General features: G+C 70.7%; 16 protein-coding genes. 1 reads left to right on the top strand and 15 read right to left on the bottom strand.

What is annotated here, in order from left to right; translation table 11 throughout:
• Positions 1-50 precede the first annotated feature (50 nt).
• The 13 genes from metK to pyrR form a co-directional block, all read right to left on the bottom strand.
• Positions 51-1,259 carry a methionine adenosyltransferase gene (gene metK, locus PV419_RS23920; RefSeq protein WP_319692044.1) on the bottom strand — a complete coding sequence of 403 codons (1,209 nt, stop codon included), beginning with the start codon at positions 1,257-1,259 and terminating at the stop codon, positions 51-53.
• 243 nt (positions 1,260-1,502) lie between these two features.
• A complete protein-coding gene (coaBC, locus tag PV419_RS23915) occupies positions 1,503-2,711 on the bottom strand; it encodes a bifunctional phosphopantothenoylcysteine decarboxylase/phosphopantothenate--cysteine ligase CoaBC (protein ID WP_319692042.1) in 1,209 nt (402 codons plus the stop codon).
• 107 nt (positions 2,712-2,818) lie between these two features.
• A complete protein-coding gene (gene rpoZ, locus PV419_RS23910) occupies positions 2,819-3,091 on the bottom strand; it encodes a DNA-directed RNA polymerase subunit omega (RefSeq protein WP_319692041.1) in 273 nt (90 codons plus the stop codon).
• A 105-nt stretch (positions 3,092-3,196) separates the two neighbouring features.
• Positions 3,197-3,790: a guanylate kinase gene (gene gmk, locus PV419_RS23905; RefSeq protein ID WP_319692040.1), complete on the bottom strand. Its 594-nt coding sequence runs from the start codon at positions 3,788-3,790 to the stop codon at positions 3,197-3,199.
• A 38-nt stretch (positions 3,791-3,828) separates the two neighbouring features.
• Entirely contained in the window at positions 3,829-4,152 is a 324-nt protein-coding gene (locus PV419_RS23900; RefSeq protein WP_009713618.1) for an integration host factor, read from the bottom strand.
• Between the two features lie 204 nt (positions 4,153-4,356).
• On the bottom strand, positions 4,357-5,205 hold the full coding sequence (gene pyrF / locus PV419_RS23895; protein ID WP_319692037.1) for an orotidine-5'-phosphate decarboxylase: 849 nt from the start codon (positions 5,203-5,205) through the stop codon (positions 4,357-4,359).
• The gene (locus PV419_RS23890; protein ID WP_319692035.1) at positions 5,202-6,338 is read right to left on the bottom strand and encodes a quinone-dependent dihydroorotate dehydrogenase; all 1,137 of its coding nucleotides are present in this window, start codon (positions 6,336-6,338) and stop codon (positions 5,202-5,204) included. The genes pyrF and PV419_RS23890 overlap by 4 nt, the downstream gene beginning before the upstream one ends.
• Positions 6,339-6,471: 133 nt before the next feature.
• Positions 6,472-9,783, bottom strand: coding sequence for a carbamoyl-phosphate synthase large subunit (gene carB / locus PV419_RS23885; RefSeq protein WP_319692033.1), 3,312 nt, complete (start codon positions 9,781-9,783; stop codon positions 6,472-6,474).
• On the bottom strand, positions 9,776-10,915 hold the full coding sequence (gene carA, locus PV419_RS23880; RefSeq protein WP_319692031.1) for a glutamine-hydrolyzing carbamoyl-phosphate synthase small subunit: 1,140 nt from the start codon (positions 10,913-10,915) through the stop codon (positions 9,776-9,778). The genes carB and carA overlap by 8 nt, the downstream gene beginning before the upstream one ends.
• Before the next feature lie 170 nt (positions 10,916-11,085).
• Positions 11,086-11,739: a hypothetical protein gene (locus PV419_RS23875; RefSeq protein ID WP_415925374.1), complete on the bottom strand. Its 654-nt coding sequence runs from the start codon at positions 11,737-11,739 to the stop codon at positions 11,086-11,088.
• On the bottom strand, positions 11,736-13,031 hold the full coding sequence (locus tag PV419_RS23870; RefSeq protein WP_319692029.1) for a dihydroorotase: 1,296 nt from the start codon (positions 13,029-13,031) through the stop codon (positions 11,736-11,738). The genes PV419_RS23875 and PV419_RS23870 overlap by 4 nt, the downstream gene beginning before the upstream one ends.
• 2 nt (positions 13,032-13,033) lie before the next feature.
• Entirely contained in the window at positions 13,034-14,005 is a 972-nt protein-coding gene (locus tag PV419_RS23865; RefSeq protein ID WP_319692027.1) for an aspartate carbamoyltransferase catalytic subunit, read from the bottom strand.
• 159 nt (positions 14,006-14,164) lie between these two features.
• Entirely contained in the window at positions 14,165-14,758 is a 594-nt protein-coding gene (gene pyrR, locus PV419_RS23860) for a bifunctional pyr operon transcriptional regulator/uracil phosphoribosyltransferase PyrR (RefSeq protein WP_319692025.1), read from the bottom strand.
• Positions 14,759-14,955: 197 nt separating this feature from the next.
• On the opposite strand from pyrR, the gene bldD reads away from it, so the two are divergent.
• Positions 14,956-15,456: a transcriptional regulator BldD gene (bldD, locus tag PV419_RS23855; RefSeq protein ID WP_014056259.1), complete on the top strand. Its 501-nt coding sequence runs from the start codon at positions 14,956-14,958 to the stop codon at positions 15,454-15,456.
• Positions 15,457-15,556: 100 nt separating this feature from the next.
• On the opposite strand, the gene nusB is transcribed toward bldD, so the two are convergent.
• Both nusB and efp read right to left on the bottom strand, forming a co-directional pair.
• The gene (gene nusB, locus PV419_RS23850; protein ID WP_319692021.1) at positions 15,557-16,006 is read right to left on the bottom strand and encodes a transcription antitermination factor NusB; all 450 of its coding nucleotides are present in this window, start codon (positions 16,004-16,006) and stop codon (positions 15,557-15,559) included.
• Between the two features lie 2 nt (positions 16,007-16,008).
• Positions 16,009-16,575 carry an elongation factor P gene (gene efp, locus PV419_RS23845; RefSeq protein WP_089510370.1) on the bottom strand — a complete coding sequence of 189 codons (567 nt, stop codon included), beginning with the start codon at positions 16,573-16,575 and terminating at the stop codon, positions 16,009-16,011.
• Between the last annotated feature and the right edge of the window lie 53 nt (positions 16,576-16,628).

The raw sequence follows: 16,628 nt of genomic DNA, 5'->3' as shown, positions 1-16,628 counted from the left end.
GGGGTCCCCGCAAGGCGCCCGGGCCGGTGTCCGATTCGGTACAGGGGGGCTTACAGACCCGCGGCCGCGCGGAGCGCGTCCACGCGGTCGGTGCGCTCCCAGGTGAAGTCCTCCAGCTCGCGGCCGAAGTGGCCGTACGCCGCCGTCTCGGCGTAGATCGGGCGCAGCAGGTCCAGGTCGCGGATGATCGCGGCCGGGCGGAGGTCGAAGACCTCGGAGATGGACTGCTCGATCTTCTCGGGGTCGACCGTGGCGGTGCCGAAGGTCTCGACGAACAGGCCGACCGGCTCGGCCTTGCCGATCGCGTAGGCGACCTGCACCTCGCAGCGCGAGGCCAGGCCGGCCGCGACGACGTTCTTCGCGACCCAGCGCATCGCGTACGCGGCGGAGCGGTCGACCTTGGACGGGTCCTTGCCGGAGAAGGCGCCGCCGCCGTGACGGGCCATGCCGCCGTAGGTGTCGATGATGATCTTCCGGCCGGTCAGGCCGGCGTCACCCATCGGGCCGCCGATCTCGAACCGTCCGGTGGGGTTGACCAGCAGGCGGTAACCCTCGGTGTCCAGCTTGATGCCGTCCTCGACGAGCCCGTTGAGGACGTGCTCGACCACGAACTCCCGGATGTCCGGTGCCAGCAGCGAGTCCAGGTCGATGTCGGAGGCGTGCTGCGAGGAGACGACCACGGTGTCCAGGCGGACCGGCTTGTTGCCGTCGTACTCGATGGTGACCTGCGTCTTGCCGTCCGGACGCAGGTAGGGGATGGTGCCGTTCTTGCGCACCTCGGACAGGCGGCGGGAGAGCCGGTGGGCCAGGTTGATCGGCAGCGGCATCAGCTCGGGCGTCTCGTCGCAGGCGAAGCCGAACATCAGGCCCTGGTCGCCCGCGCCCTGCTTGTCCAGCTCGTCCTCATCCCCCTCGACCCGGGCCTCGTACGCCGCGTCCACACCCTGCGCGATGTCCGGGGACTGGGAGCCGATCGACACCGAGACGCCGCACGACGCCCCGTCGAAGCCCTTCTTCGACGAGTCGTAGCCGATCTCGAGGATCTTGTTGCGCACCAGCGTGGCGATCGGTGCGTACGCCTTGGTCGTCACCTCACCGGCCACGTGCACCAGGCCGGTAGTGATCAACGTCTCGACGGCGACCCGGGAGGTCGGGTCCTCCTTCAACAGCGCGTCGAGGATGGTGTCACTGATCTGGTCAGCGATCTTGTCGGGGTGACCCTCGGTCACTGATTCCGAGGTGAACAGGCGGCGGGACACATCGCTCCCTGGGGTTGCAGCGGCTGCTGGCTGATCATGGTTGGGACCGCTCGGGAGCTGCGCCCGGTGCGGTTCCTCGGCCAGTTTATCCGGCACGCTCACCGGTCGAGCATCCCCGTCCCACAGAACGGGCAGGCCGTGACCTGGAACATACCTCTCCCTGACCGGAAAATCAGCCTTGCCGATGAGGCAGGAAAATGTCATTCCCCCCGATGGCCCGATACGGACCGGCCGACCGGACCATCAGCCGAGGCGCGGGGCGACCAGATCCCAGACAGTGTCGGCGAGGACCTCCTTGGGCCCGTAGGGCACCGGTGTCTCGGTGCCGTCGGCCGCCAGGACGACGGCCTCGTTCGTCTCCGAGCCGAAGGTCTTGCGCTCCCCCACCTCGTTGACGACCAGCAGGTCGCAGCCCTTGCGGGCGAGCTTGGCGCGCCCGTTGGCGAGCACGTCGTCCGTCTCGGCGGCGAAGCCCACGACGACCTGCCCGGGCCGGGCGCGGTCGGCGGAGATCTCCGCGAGCACGTCCGGGTTGCGGACCAGGGCGATCGGCTCGGGCTCCTGTCCGTCCCGCTTCTTGATCTTTCCCTCGGCGTAGGTCGCGGGCCGGAAGTCGGCGACGGCCGCGGCCATCACCACGGCGTCGGCGTCCGCGGCGGCCTTGAGCACCGCCTCGCGCAGCTGCACCGCGGTGCCCACCCGCACCACGTCGGCCCCGGCCGGGTCGGGCAGCTCGCTGTTGGCCGAGACCAGGGTCACCCGGGCGCCGCGGGCGATGGCGGCCCGGGCCAGGGCGTAGCCCTGCTTGCCGGAGGAGCGGTTGCCGAGGAAGCGCACCGGGTCCAGGGGCTCGCGGGTGCCACCGGCGCTCACCACGACATGGCGTCCGGCGAGGTCGAGGCGGCTCTCCTCGGTGCCGCGGGCGAGCACCCGGCGGCAGACCTCGAAGATCTCGCCGGGCTCGGGCAGGCGGCCCTTGCCGGTGTCCACGCCGGTCAGCCTGCCGACGGCGGGCTCGATGACAACGGCCCCGCGGCGGCGCAGGGTGGCGACGTTCTCCTGGGTGGCCGGGTGCTCCCACATCTCGGTGTGCATGGCGGGCGCGAAGACGACCGGACATCGGGCGGTGAGCAGGGTGTTGGTGAGCAGGTCGTCGGCGAGGCCGTGGGCGGCCTTGGCGAGCAGGTCGGCGGTGGCGGGGGCGACCACGACGAGGTCCGCGGACTGGCCGATGCGTACGTGCGGGACCTCGTGGACGGAGTCCCAGACCTCGGTGGCGACCGGGTTGCCGGACAGGGCGGACCAGGTCGCCGCCCCGACGAAGTGCAGCGCCGAGGCGGTCGGCACGACCCGTACCTCGTGGCCGGACTCGGTGAGGCGGCGCAGCAGCTCGCACGCCTTGTAGGCGGCGATTCCGCCGCTGACCCCCAGGACGACCTTGGGCTTGTCCATCGCTCGCCTCTCCGCGCGCCGCGTCACGCGCTGCCCCGTCATGTACGTACCCATGACACACCACGGGCCCGGCGGACATGCCGCCGGGCCCGTGGTGGGAGTTCCGACTACTGGGCCGGGCCCTCGATGGCCTCGGAGGTCAGCAGACCGGCGTTGATCTCGCGGAGCGCGATCGACAGCGGCTTCTCGTGGACGTGGGTGTCCACCAGCGGGCCGACGTACTCGAGCAGGCCCTCGCCGAGCTGCGAGTAGTACGCGTTGATCTGGCGGGCACGCTTGGCCGCGTAGATCACCAGGCTGTACTTGGAGTCGGTGGCCTCGAGCAGCTCATCAATCGGCGGGTTGATGATGCCCTCGGGCGCGGTGATGGGAGAGGACACTCTCTGCCTTCCGAACGGGTGATGAAGAGATGAGAAATTCGATCAGTTTCGATCAGTGGTGACTGACGCTTCGGCCGAGACCGGCGCTGTGAATACCAGTGAAGATCAAACGACTCGCATCAAGGTTAGCAGCTCTTGCGCCACATCCTCGACGGAGGTATTGACCAAGGTCACATCGAACTCGGGCTCGGCGGCCAGCTCGGTCTTCGCGGCCTCCAGCCTCCGCTCGATCACCTCGGGCGGCTCGGTCCCCCGGCCGGTGAGCCGGCGCACCAGCTCCTCCCAGCTCGGCGGGGCGAGGAAGACCAGCTGCGCGTCCGGCATGGACTCGCGCACCTGGCGGGCGCCCTGCAGATCGATCTCCAGCAGCACCGGCTCACCCGCGGCGAGGCGGTCCTGGACCGCCTCGCGCGGAGTGCCGTAGCGGTTGCCCGCGAACTCGGCCCACTCCAGCAGCTCACCGTTGGCGATGAGCTTGTCGAACTCCCCGTCGTCCACGAAGAAGTACTGGACTCCGTGGCGCTCGCCGGGGCGCGGCTTGCGGGTGGTGGCCGAGACCGAGAGCCATACCTCAGGGTGTGCTTTGCGCATATGAGCGACGACCGTGCTCTTGCCGACCCCGGAAGGGCCGGAGAGCACGGTCAGCCGCGGACGTGCGTCCGGGGGTACGGGGGTCGCCCCCCGGGAGTGTGCTGCCATGCAGCGATTATCCAGGTTCCCCGGAGTGCCTGGAAACGTCAGCCGGCGGCGCCGCCGAACTCACGCTCAAGCGATGCGATCTGGTTGGAGCCCAGACCGCGGACACGACGGCTCTCGGAGATGCCGAGCCGCTCCATGATCTGCTTGGCGCGGACCTTGCCGACGCCAGGCAGGGACTCCAGGAGAGCGGACACCTTCATCTTGCCGATGACATCGTTCTCCTGGCCCTGCTTGATGACCTCGTGCAGGGAAGCGCCGGAGTGCTTGAGTCGATTCTTGACCTCGGCGCGCTCCCGGCGAGCCGCGGCGGCCTTTTCGAGCGCGGCTGCGCGCTGTTCAGGGGTAAGGGGCGGAAGAGCCACGCCTACGTCACCTCGGATGTCGAACTGTCGGATACGGACCGGTGAGGAACCTAGTCGCCCCTCACCTGGGGAGCAACGCGCAACGCAGCTGCGCGCTGGCTCTGATCGGAGACTAGCGGCCGATCCCGCTCCAGTCAGCGAGAACAGACGAAAAGTCCTGGTCAGACTCTCTCGACTTGGACATTTAGGGGCAAAATAACCCGCTTATTCGGCCACAGCGCGCACTTGATCAGCCATTCGGAGCGCCGCAGAGGCCAGCGAAGCCGGGTCCGGGCCGTGCCGAAGCACCCCCCGACTGACGCTCGGGACCACATTCCGCACCGCCGCGCCGAAGACCCCCGGAAGGTCCGCGGGCGTCGCGCCCTGGGCGCCGATGCCCGGAGCCAGCAGTGGCCCGCCGATCGCCAGATCCGCCCCGGCCTCCCCCGCCGCGCCCCCCAGCGTCGCGCCGACGACCGCGCCGTAGGAGCCGAGGTCGCCCGCGCGGGCCTCCTCCGCGTTCTCCGCCCTGAGGTGATCCAGCACCGTGGCGGCGACCGAGGCCCCGTCGGCCCGTACCGCGTGCTGCACCTCGGCGCCCTCCGGGTTGGAGGTCAGCGCCAGCACGAACACCCCCGACCCGCTCGCCCGCGCCGCGTCCAGCGCCGGGCGCAGCGAGCCGAACCCCAGATACGGGCTGACGGTGACGGCGTCCGAGAACAGCGGGCTGCCCGGGTCCAGGTACGCGGAGGCGTACGCGGCCATCGTGGAGCCGATGTCGCCGCGCTTGGCGTCCATGAGCACCAGCGCCCCGGCGGCCCGGGCGTCCGCGACGGCCCGCTCCAGCACCGCGATACCGCGCGAGCCGAAGCGCTCGAAGAACGCGGACTGCGGCTTGAGGACCGCGACCCGCTCGGCGAGCACGTCGACGACCGTACGGGTGAACCGCTCCAGGCCCGCGATGTCGTCCCCGAGCCCCCAGTCGGCGAGCAGCGAGGCGTGCGGGTCGATGCCGACGCACAGCGGGCCGCGGGCGTCCATGGCGTGGCGCAGGCGCGCACCGAAGGGGGTCATGCGTTCTCCTTGTCAGCCTCATCGGGCTTGTGGGCCTCGGCGCCGACCGCGTCGGCGAGCGTGGCGTACGGGCTCGCCGCGAGCCGGGCCGCGAGGCCGCGGTGGACGCGGCGGCTCCAGAACGGGCCCTCGTAGATGAAGCCGCTGTAGCCCTGGATCAGCGTGGCCCCGGCCAGGATCCGCTCCCAGGCGTCGTCGGCGGTCTCGATCCCGCCGACTCCCACCAGCGTGATCCGGTCGCCGACCCGGGCGTACAGGCGGCGCAGCACCTCCAGGGAGCGGGCTCGCAGCGGCGCCCCCGACAGGCCGCCGGTCTCGGCGGTGAGTGCCGGGCCTGAGGCGAGGCCGAGGCCGTCGCGGGCGATGGTGGTGTTGGTGGCGATGATGCCGTCCAGGCCCAGCTCGACCGCGAGGTCGGCGACCGCGTCCACGTCCTCGTCGGCGAGGTCGGGCGCGATCTTGACCAGGAGCGGCACCCGGCGGCCGGCCACCGTGCGGTCCGCGGCCTCGCGCACGGCGCTCAGCAGGGGCCGCAGCTGGTCCACGGCCTGGAGGTCTCGCAGCCCGGGGGTGTTGGGCGAGGACACGTTGACGACGAGGTAGTCGGCGTAGCCGGCCAGCCGCTCGGTGGATGTCACATAGTCGGCGACGGCTTCCGCCTCCGGGACGACCTTGGTCTTCCCGATGTTGACGCCGACCGTGGTCCGGAAGGCCGGGCGGCCGGCGCGGCGGGCCGCGAGGCGGGCGGCCACCGCCGCCGAGCCCTCGTTGTTGAAGCCCATGCGGTTGATCAGCGCCCGGTCCGCGACCAGGCGGAAGAGCCGCTTCTTGGGGTTGCCGGGCTGCGGCTGGGCGGTGACGGTGCCGATCTCGACATGGTCGAAGCCGACCATGGCCATACCGTCGATGCCCACCGCGTTCTTGTCGAATCCGGCCGCGAGCCCGAAGGGTCCGTGCATGCGCAGGCCGAGCGCCTCGGTGCGCAGCGCCCGGTGGCGCGGCGCGAGGAGGGCCGCGACGAAGGTCCGCAGGACCGGCACGCGGGCGGCGAGCCGGATCCAGGAGAAGGCCAGGTGGTGCGCCCGCTCGGGATCCATATGGCGGAAGACGAGACGGAAGAAGAGCTGATACATGGCGGGCTTTCTGCGCGTCCCGCGCGGCGGGAACACACTGGAGAGGCGCCGCAGAGGCGCGGGAGGGGACAGTGGGGCGCTCCGAGGCGAGGGGGACGCCGGGGCGTACGGCCCCGGCGTCCCCCTCCCGCCGCTACCGCGCGCGGGCCGCGGTCAGGTGCTCCGCGTGCTCCTGCAGGGACCGGACGCCGACCGCGCCCCGGCCGAGCGCCTCGACGCCCTGCACGGCGGCCGCGAGGGCCTGGACCGTGGTCAGGCAGGGGATGCCGCGGGCCACGGCCGCCGTACGGATGTCGTAGCCGTCGAGGCGGCCGCCGGTGCCGTAGGGGGTGTTGACGATCAGGTCGACCTCGCCGGCGTGGATGAGCTGGACGATGGTCTTCTCGCCGCCCGGGCCCTCGCCCTCGCTCTGCTTGCGCACCACGGTCGCGTTGATGCCGTTGCGCTTGAGCACCTCGGCGGTGCCGGAGGTGGCCAGCAGCTCGAAGCCGAGGGCGACCAGCTCACGGGCCGGGAAGATCATCGAGCGCTTGTCGCGGTTGGCGACGGACACGAACGCGCGGCCCTTGGTGGGCAGCGCCCCGTACGCCCCGGCCTGCGACTTGGCGTACGCCGCGCCGAAGACCGAGTCGATGCCCATGACCTCGCCGGTGGAGCGCATCTCCGGGCCGAGGACGGTGTCCACGCCGCGCCCCGACGCGTCGCGGAACCGGCTCCACGGCATCACGGCCTCCTTGACGGAGATCGGCGCGTCCAGCGGGAGCTCCCCGCCGTCGCCGTCGCTCGGCAGCAGGCCCTCGGCGCGCAGCTCGGCGATGGTCGTGCCCAGCGAGATGCGGGCGGCGGCCTTGGCGAGCGGCACGGCGGTGGCCTTGGAGGTGAAGGGGACCGTGCGGGAGGCGCGCGGGTTCGCCTCCAGTACGTAGAGAATGTCCCCGGCCATGGCGAACTGGATGTTGATCAGGCCGCGCACCCCGACGCCGCGCGCGATGGCCTCGGTGGAGGCCCGCAGCCGCTTGATGTCGAAGCCGCCGAGGGTGATCGGGGGCAGGGCGCAGGCCGAGTCGCCGGAGTGGATGCCGGCCTCCTCGATGTGCTCCATGACGCCGCCGAGGTAGAGCTCGTGGCCGTCGTAGAGCGCGTCCACGTCGATCTCGATGGCGTCGTCGAGGAAGCGGTCGATGAGGACCGGGTGCTCGGAGATCAGCCCGGCGTGCCGCTCCAGGTAGGCCGCCAGGGAGGGCTCGTCGTAGACGATCTCCATGCCGCGGCCGCCCAGGACGTACGAGGGGCGGACCATGACCGGGTAGCCGATCTCGGCGGCGATGCCCTTGGCCTCGTCGAAGGAGAAGGCGGTGCCGTACTTGGGCGCGGGCAGCCCGGCCTCGGTCAGCACCCGGCCGAAGGCGCCGCGCTCCTCGGCGAGGTTGATCGCCTCGGGCGAGGTGCCGACGATCGGCACGCCGTTGTCCTTGAGCGCCTGGGCCAGGCCCAGCGGGGTCTGGCCGCCGAGCTGGACGATGACGCCCGCGACCGGGCCCGCCTGCTGCTCGGCGTGGACGATCTCCAGCACGTCCTCCAGGGTGAGCGGCTCGAAGTAGAGCCGGTCGGAGGTGTCGTAGTCGGTGGAGACGGTCTCCGGGTTGCAGTTGACCATGACGGTCTCGTAGCCCGCGTCGTGCAGCGCGAAGGAGGCGTGCACACACGAGTAGTCGAACTCGATGCCCTGGCCGATCCGGTTGGGGCCCGAGCCCAGGATGATCACGGCGGGCTTCTCGCGCGGCGCGACCTCGGACTCCTCGTCGTAGGAGGAGTAGAAGTACGGGGTCTGGGCGGCGAACTCGGCGGCGCAGGTGTCCACGGTCTTGTAGACGGGCCGCACCCCCAGCGCATGCCGCACCTCGCGGACCACGTCCTCGCGCAGCGAGCGGATGGCGGCGATCTGGGCGTCGGAGAAGCCGTGCCGCTTGGCCTCGGCGAGCAGCTCCGGCTCCAGCTTCTCGACGGCCGCGAGCTCGTCGGCGATCTCCTTGATCAGGAAGAGCTGGTCGACGAACCACGGGTCGATCTTCGTGGCCTCGAAGACCTCTTCCTGCGTGGCACCCGCGCGGATGGCCCCCATGACCGTGTTGATCCGGCCGTCGGTCGGGCGCTGGGCCTCCTCCAGCAGGGCGGCCTTGTCGCCGGTCTCGCCCACGAAGGAGAACTGGCTGCCCTTCTTCTCCAGCGAGCGCAGCGCCTTCTGCAGCGCCTCGGTGAAGTTACGGCCGATCGCCATGGCCTCACCGACCGACTTCATGGTGGTGGTGAGGGTGGAGTCGGCGCTCGGGAACTTCTCGAAGGCGAACCGCGGGGCCTTGACGACCACGTAGTCGAGCGTCGGCTCGAAGGAGGCCGGGGTCTCCCGCGTGATGTCGTTCGGGATCTCGTCGAGGGTGTAGCCGACGGCGAGCTTGGCCGCGATCTTGGCGATCGGGAAGCCGGTCGCCTTGGAGGCCAGGGCGGAGGAGCGCGAGACGCGCGGGTTCATCTCGATGACGATGACCCGGCCGTCGGCGGGGTTGACCGCGAACTGGATGTTGCAGCCGCCGGTGTCGACGCCGACCTCACGGATGACGGCGATGCCGATGTCGCGCAGGACCTGGTACTCGCGGTCGGTGAGCGTCATCGCGGGCGCGACGGTGATCGAGTCGCCGGTGTGCACGCCCATCGGGTCGAAGTTCTCGATGGAGCAGACGACCACGACGTTGTCGTGCTTGTCGCGCATCAGCTCCAGCTCGTACTCCTTCCAGCCGAGGATGGACTCCTCCAGGAGCACCTCGGTGGTGGGCGAGAGGGTCAGACCCTGGCCGGCGATGCGGCGCAGCTCCTCCTCGTCGTGGGCGAAGCCGGAGCCGGCGCCGCCCATGGTGAAGGAGGGGCGCACGACGACGGGGTAGCCGCCGAGCTCGTCGACGCCCGCGAGGACGTCGTCCATGGAGTGGCAGATGACCGAGCGGGCGGACTCGCCGTGGCCGATCTTGGCGCGGACGGCCTCCACGACGTCCTTGAACCGGTCGCGGTCCTCGCCCTTGTGGATGGCCTCGACGTTGGCGCCGATCAGCTCGACGCCGTACTTCTCGAGCGTGCCCGCCTCGTGGAGGGAGATCGCGGTGTTGAGCGCGGTCTGCCCGCCGAGGGTGGGCAGCAGCGCGTCGGGGCGCTCCTTGGCGATGATCTTCTCGACGAACTCCGGGGTGATCGGCTCGACGTACGTCGCGTCGGCGATCTCCGGGTCGGTCATGATCGTGGCCGGGTTGGAGTTGACCAGGACGACCCGCAGCCCCTCCGCCTTGAGGACGCGGCAGGCCTGGGTGCCGGAGTAGTCGAATTCGGCGGCCTGGCCGATGACGATCGGGCCGGAGCCGATGACCAGAACGGACTGGATGTCGGTGCGCTTAGGCACGCTGGCCCTCCATCAGGGAGACAAAACGGTCGAACAGGTAGGCCGCGTCGTGCGGGCCGGCGGCGGCCTCGGGGTGGTACTGGACGCTGAACGCGGGACGGTCGAGCAGCCGGAGGCCCTCGACCACGTTGTCGTTGAGGCACACGTGGGAGACCTCGACCCGCCCGTAGGGGGTGTCGGAAGGCCTGTCCAGCGGGGCGTCGACGGCGAAGCCGTGGTTGTGCGCGGTGACCTCCACCTTTCCGGTGGTCCGGTCCTGCACCGGCTGGTTGATGCCCCGGTGGCCGTACTTCAGCTTGTACGTGCCGAAGCCCAGCGCGCGGCCGAGGATCTGGTTGCCGAAGCAGATGCCGAACAGCGGGGTGGAGCGCTCCAGGACCGCCCGCATCACGGAGACCGGGTGGTCGGCGGTGGCCGGGTCGCCCGGCCCGTTGGAGAAGAACACCCCGTCCGGGTTCACCGCGTAGACGTCTTCGACCGTGGCGGTCGCGGGCAGGACGTGCACCTCGATGCCGCGCTCGGCCATCCGGTGCGGGGTCATGCCCTTGATGCCGAGGTCGACCGCGGCGACGGTGAACCGCTTGGTGCCGATCGCGGGGACGACATAACGCTCCGTGGTGGCGACCTCACCGCTGAGGTCCGCGCCCTTCATCTCGGGCACGGCCCGCACCTTGGCCAGCAGCGCGGCCTCGTCGGCGATCTCCTGCCCGGAGAAGATGCCGACGCGCATGGCGCCGCGCTCGCGCAGATGGCGGGTGAGGGCGCGGGTGTCGATACCGCTGATGCCGACCACGCCCTGGGCTGCCAGCTCCTCGTCCAGGGAGCGGCGCGAGCGCCAGCTGGAGGGCACCCGGGCGGGGTCACGGACCACATAGCCCGAGACCCAGATCCGCTTCGACTCCGGGTCCTCGTCGTTGACGCCGGTGTTGCCGACGTGCGGGGCGGTCATGACGACGACCTGGCGGTGGTACGAGGGATCGGTCAGGGTCTCCTGGTAGCCGGTCATGCCGGTGGAGAACACCGCCTCGCCGAAGGTCTCCCCCACGGCCCCGTAGGCGCGGCCACGGAAGGTGCGGCCGTCCTCCAGGACGAGGATGGCGGGAATTTGGGGATTCTTCATGAATCCGGGCATCGGGTTTCCTCCCGGCTGGTACGTTCCGTAGTGGCCGCCGGGCTGGCGGTTACGGCCTGTGGAGCTGATGTAAGACCTCGTCTTGGGTTCGTCCCGGGGGCTGTCGGCTGTGAAGCAGGAAGAGCCCCTGGGCGACTGGGGGCGTCCCCGCCCCTGCGGTGGGGAGGAGGTCAACGTGCGCCTTCCGTGTCTTCGGATTGCGTCTTGGCGGGCACAGTGCCTGATGTGAGCCGTCCCACGGCTTCGATCCAGACGCTGTGCTCGGCCGCGTGGTCGGAGCGGAAGCCGGAGTCGATCAGGCGGTCGCCCAGCTGCCAGGTGATCACCAGCAGGCCGCCCTCGGCGAGGACCTTGCCGGCGATGCCCTTGTCGAGCCGGGCGCCGCGAAGGCTCGCGGCCGGGATGAAGAAGTCGCGCGCCCCGGGGCGTACGACGGCCAGGCCCTGCTCGGTCAGGGTGAGCTCGGCGCGGCTGCGGGTGCCCAGGCCCTGGGCGACGATCCGGTCGAGCCACTGCCCGGCCGTGGTCGAGCCGTGGTAGCGGCCGGACAGGCAAAGCCGGGCGGGGTTCAGCCGGGCGGGCCCGAGCTCGGCCGGGTCCGGGACCTGGGGCAGCTCGGGCAGATCGCCCTGGAGCGTGCCCCGCCACTTCCACCCCTCGCGCATCAGCCAGTAGACGAGCGCGATGACGAGCAGCAGGCCCACGACCCAGCCGGCGCGCGCGGCCCAGTCCGTCACGTCCTGCGACTTCTGCTCCGCCGCCAGGCCCACCAGGGGGCCCGCCACCGGATTGGTCAGGCTGCTCAGACTGCTCAGAGGTGTCACGCCAGTTTCCCGTCCACGACCGTCGCCCGGCCCCGCAGGAAGGTGTACGTCACTCGGCCCGGCAGTTCACGGCCCTCGTAGGGGGTGTTGCGGCTGCGGGAGGCGAAGCCCGCGGGGTTCACTACACCACGGTATGCGGAGTCGAGGAGGGTGAGGTTGGCGGGCTCCCCCGGGGCGATGGGACGCCCGTGACCGGCCAGGCGGCCGATGGCCGACGGGCGGTGCGACATCCGGTCGGCGACACCCGCCCAGTCCAGCAGGCCGGTGTCGACCATGGTGTGCTGGACGACGGAGAGCGCGGTCTCCAGGCCGACCATGCCCATGGCCGCCGCGCCCCACTCGCAGTCCTTGTCCTCGTGCGGGTGCGGGGCGTGGTCGGTGGCGACGCAGTCGATGGTGCCGTCGGCCAGCGCCTCGCGCAGCGCCATGACGTCGGCCTCGGTGCGCAGCGGCGGGTTCACCTTGTAGACGGGGTTGTAGGAGCGTACGAGCTCGTCGGTGAGCAGCAGGTGGTGCGGGGTGACCTCGGCGGTGACGTTCCACCCCTTGGACTTGGCCCAGCGGACGATCTCGACCGAGCCCGCGGTGGACAGGTGGCAGATGTGCACCCGGGAGCCGACGTGGGCGGCGAGCAGCACATCGCGGGCGATGATCGACTCCTCGGCGACGGCCGGCCAGCCGCCGAGCCCGAGCTCGGCGGAGACCACGCCCTCGTTCATCTGGGCGCCCTCGGTCAGCCGCGGCTCCTGGGCGTGCTGGGCGATGACGCCGTCGAAGGCCTTCACGTACTCCAGGGCGCGGCGCATGATCACGGCGTCGTCCACGCACTTGCCGTCGTCGGAGAAGACCCGCACGCCCGCGGCGGAGTCGTGCATGGCGCCCAGCTCGGCGAGCTTCTTGCCCTCCAGGCCGACGGTGACGGCGCCGATGGGCTGCACATCGCAGTAGCCGGACTCCTTGCCCAGCCGCCACACCTGCTCGACGACGCCCGCGGTGTCGGCGACCGGGAAGGTGTTGGCCATGGCGTGGACGGCGGTGTAGCCGCCGGAGGCGGCCGCGCGGGTGCCGGTGAGGACGGTCTCGGAATCCTCGCGGCCGGGCTCGCGCAGATGGGTGTGGAGGTCGACCAGGCCGGGCAGCAGGATCTGCCCCTCTGCGTCGATCACAGTGGCCTCGCCCGCGTCGATGCCGGTGCCGACCGCGGCGATCCGCTCGCCCTCGATCAGCACGTCCCGCGGCTCACCGCCGAGGACCTTCGCGCCGCGGAGGAGGGTCTTGTGGGTGTCGCTCATGGTCAGTTGTTCTCCTCGGTGCGGGACGTGGCGACGGCGGGCTCGTTCCCGCCGAGCAGCAGGTACAGGACGGCCATGCGGATCGAGACACCGTTGGCGACCTGCTCGACGGCGGTGCAGCGGTCGGAGTCCGCGACCTCGGCGGTGATCTCCATGCCGCGGTTCATGGGGCCGGGGTGCATGACGATGGCGTGCTCGGGCATGCGGGCCATCCGGTCGCCGTCGAGCCCGTACCGGCGCGCGTACTCGCGCTCGGTGGGGAAGAAGGCGGCGTGCATGCGCTCGCGCTGGACGCGCAGCATCATCACGGCGTCGGACTTGCCGATGACCGCGTCGAGGTCGTACGAGACCTCGCACGGCCAGCTCTCGACGGCGAAGGGCACCAGGGTCGGCGGGGCGACCAGGGTCACCTCGGCGCCCAGGGTGGACAGCAGATGCACGTTGGAGCGGGCGACCCGGCTGTGCAGGATGTCGCCGACGATCGTGATCCGGCGGCCCGCCAGGTCCTGCCCGGTGCCCGAGGTCAGATGGCGGCGCATGGTGAAGGCGTCCAGCAGCGCCTGGGTGGGGTGCTCGTGGGTGCCGTCCCCGGCGTTGACGACCGAGCCGCCGATCCAGCCGGAGGTGGCCAGCCGGTGCGGGGCCCCGGAGTCGTGGTGGCGGATGACAACGGCGTCGGCGCCCATCGCCTCCAGGGTGAGCGCGGTGTCCTTCAGGGACTCGCCCTTGGAGACCGAGGAGCCCTTGGCGGAGAAGTTGATGACGTCGGCGGACAGCCGCTTGGCGGCCGCCTCGAACGAGATGCGGGTACGGGTGGAGTCCTCGAAGAAGAGGTTGACGACGGTGCGGCCGCGCAGGGTCGGCAGTTTCTTGATCGGCCGGTCGGCGATACGGGCCAGCTCCTCGGCGGTGTCGAGGATCAGGACGGCGTCGTCGCGCGTGAGATCGGCGGCCGAGATGAGGTGGCGCTTCATCCGGTTGCTCCGTGAGTGAGGGAGATGTTCAGGCGTGCAGCGGGCAGGCGGGGGCGTCGTCGTGGCCGGCGTACCGGGCCCGCGGCGGTCACCGGGGCTCCGGTTACGTCCGCGGGCGGCCGTGGGGCCGTGGTTCGTGCCGCGACGGCTCCGCCGGGGTTACTGCCCGTCCGCGGGGGCGGTCCCGCGCAAGCCGAGGAGCACGCTGTCGCGGCCGTCCTCCTCGGTGAGCTGGACCTTGACCGTCTCCCGCAGCGACGTGGGGAGGTTCTTGCCGACGTAGTCGGCGCGGATCGGCAGCTCGCGGTGGCCGCGGTCGACCAGGACCGCGAGCTGGACCGCGCGCGGCCGGCCGATGTCGCCCAGGGCGTCGAGGGCGGCGCGGATGGTGCGGCCCGAGAACAGCACGTCGTCGACCAGCACCACCAGACGGCCGTCGATGCCGTCGCCTGGGATGTCGGTGCGGGCGAGCGCGCGGGCCGGGCGCAGCCTCAGGTCGTCGCGGTACATGGTGATGTCGAGCGAGCCGACCGGCAGCTGTCCGGGCGCCTTGCCGGTGATCTCCTCGAGCCGCGTGGCCAGCCTCCGGGCGAGGTGCACACCGCGGGTCGGGATGCCGAGGAGCACTACGTCGTCGGCGCCCTTGGCGCGCTCGACGATCTCGTGGGCGATGCGGGTCAAAACGCGGGCGATGTCCGGTGCCTCGAGCACGGAACGCGCCGCGGCGGCCACGTCAGTGGTATGTGCGTCCATACGAAACGGACCCCCTTCTCCGCCTCACGGGACGGACCTTAAAGGACGTCGGAATTGCGCCATTCACAGTAGCAGGGGCGGCGGGCCGACCCGGCATCGCCCCTGGCGGAGGCCCCCTGCGACCCGTTCGGCTTGACGAATGGAGATTACGCTGCGTAACCTCACAGTGAGTTACCAGTCTTCGTCCGGGGAGCTTTATGTCCAGCGAATACGCCAAACAGCTCGGAGCCAAGCTCCGTGCCATCCGCACCCAGCAGGGCCTCTCCCTCCATGGTGTCGAGGAGAAGTCCCAGGGCCGCTGGAAGGCCGTCGTGGTCGGCTCGTACGAGCGCGGGGACCGTGCCGTGACCGTGCAGCGCCTCGCCGAGTTGGCAGACTTCTACGGCGTCCCGGTCCAGGAGCTGCTTCCGGGCACCAGCCCGGCCGGGGCCGCGGAGCCGCCGCCGAAGCTGGTGCTGGACCTCGAGCGGCTGGCCCATGTGCCGGTCGAGAAGGCGGGGCCGCTGCAGCGGTATGCCGCCACGATCCAGAGCCAGCGCGGGGATTACAACGGCAAGGTGCTGTCGATCCGCCAGGACGATCTGCGCACCCTCGCCGTGATCTACGACCAGTCGCCTTCGGTGCTCACCGAGCAGCTGATCAGCTGGGGCGTGCTGGGCGCGGATGCGCGCCGGGCGGTCCAGCACGAGGACGTCTGACGCCGCGCGAGGCCTCTTGAGAGCGACAACGACCAGCAGAAACGTGCCGCCGGGGGCGGTGGAACCGAGTGGTTCCACCGCCCCCGGCGGCTTTGTGCGCTTAAGGTTCCGTGGTCGGCTGCTGGTCCCGGCGCAGGCTCGGCTTCAGCTCCTTGAAGCGGCCGAGGAGCCCGTTGACGAAGGCCGGCGAGTCATCGGTGGAGAACTCCTTGGCGAGCTGCACCGCCTCGTCGATCACGACGGCGTCGGGCGTCTCGTCCTCCCACACCAGCTCGTAGGCGCCGAGCCGCAGGATGTTCCGGTCGACGACCGGCATCCGGTCCAGCGTCCAGCCCACCGCATAGGTGGAGATCAGCTCGTCGATCCGGTCCGTGTGCCGGGCGTACCCCTCGACGAGCTGCATCGTGTATTCGCTGACCGGCGGCTGCCGATCGTCGGTCCGGGCGTGCCGGATCCAGTCCGCGAGGACCGTCCGCACGGAGGTACCACGCTGGTCGGCCTCGAAAAGGATCTGGAAGGCACGCTTACGGGCCTTGTTGCGGGCAGCCACGGTTAGCTGTTCACCCGACCGAGGTACTCACCGGAACGGGTGTCGACCTTGATCTTCTCACCGGTGGTGATGAACAGCGGGACGCCGATCTCGTAGCCGGTCTCCAGCTTGGCGGGCTTGGTGCCGCCGGTGGAGCGGTCGCCCTGGACTCCCGGCTCGGTGTACTCGATCACCAGCTCGACCGCGGCCGGCAGCTCGACGTACAGCGGGTTGCCCTCGTACATCGCCACGACGGCCTCGAAGCCCTCGAGCAGGTACCGGGCGTTGTCGCCGACGACCTCGGGGCTGATGTAGATCTGGTCGAAGGTGTCCATGTCCATGAACACGAAGCTCTCGCCGTCCTTGTACGAGAACTGCATGCCACGCTTGTCGACATTGGCCGTCTCGACCTTCACGCCGGCGTTGAAGGTCTTGTCGACCACCTTGCCGGACAGCACGTTCTTGAGCTTGGTGCGGACGAAAGCAGGGCCCTTGCCGGGCTTGACGTGCTGGAACTCGACGACGGACCAGAGCTGGCCCCCGTCGAGCTTGAGCACCAGGCCATTCTTGAGGTCGTTCGTGGATGCCACGGTTGCGGGATCTCCTGGACTACAGCTGGTGGAAACCAGAAAGATGCGACGCG

Source organism: Streptomyces sp. ME19-01-6 (assembly GCF_033793745.1).
In the GTDB taxonomy this organism is placed as follows: Bacteria; Actinomycetota; Actinomycetes; order Streptomycetales; family Streptomycetaceae; genus Streptomyces.
Note: the sequence above shows the minus strand (reverse complement) of the source record. Positions and strands in the feature narration are given on the sequence as shown.

What these genes read in the sequence shown, in the direction of transcription:
- pyrR (WP_319692025.1), bottom strand. Translation starts at nt 14,758, where the DNA reads ATGGACGCACATACCACTGACGTGGCCGCCGCGGCGCGTTCCGTGCTC.
- PV419_RS23870 (WP_319692029.1), bottom strand. Translation starts at nt 13,031, where the DNA reads ATGAGCGACACCCACAAGACCCTCCTCCGCGGCGCGAAGGTCCTCGGC.
- carA (WP_319692031.1), bottom strand. Translation starts at nt 10,915, where the DNA reads ATGCCCGGATTCATGAAGAATCCCCAAATTCCCGCCATCCTCGTCCTG.
- PV419_RS23865 (WP_319692027.1), bottom strand. Translation starts at nt 14,005, where the DNA reads ATGAAGCGCCACCTCATCTCGGCCGCCGATCTCACGCGCGACGACGCC.
- pyrF (WP_319692037.1), bottom strand. Translation starts at nt 5,205, where the DNA reads ATGACCCCCTTCGGTGCGCGCCTGCGCCACGCCATGGACGCCCGCGGC.
- gmk (WP_319692040.1), bottom strand. Translation starts at nt 3,790, where the DNA reads ATGGCAGCACACTCCCGGGGGGCGACCCCCGTACCCCCGGACGCACGT.
- bldD (WP_014056259.1), top strand. Translation starts at nt 14,956, where the DNA reads ATGTCCAGCGAATACGCCAAACAGCTCGGAGCCAAGCTCCGTGCCATC.
- coaBC (WP_319692042.1), bottom strand. Translation starts at nt 2,711, where the DNA reads ATGGACAAGCCCAAGGTCGTCCTGGGGGTCAGCGGCGGAATCGCCGCC.
- PV419_RS23890 (WP_319692035.1), bottom strand. Translation starts at nt 6,338, where the DNA reads ATGTATCAGCTCTTCTTCCGTCTCGTCTTCCGCCATATGGATCCCGAG.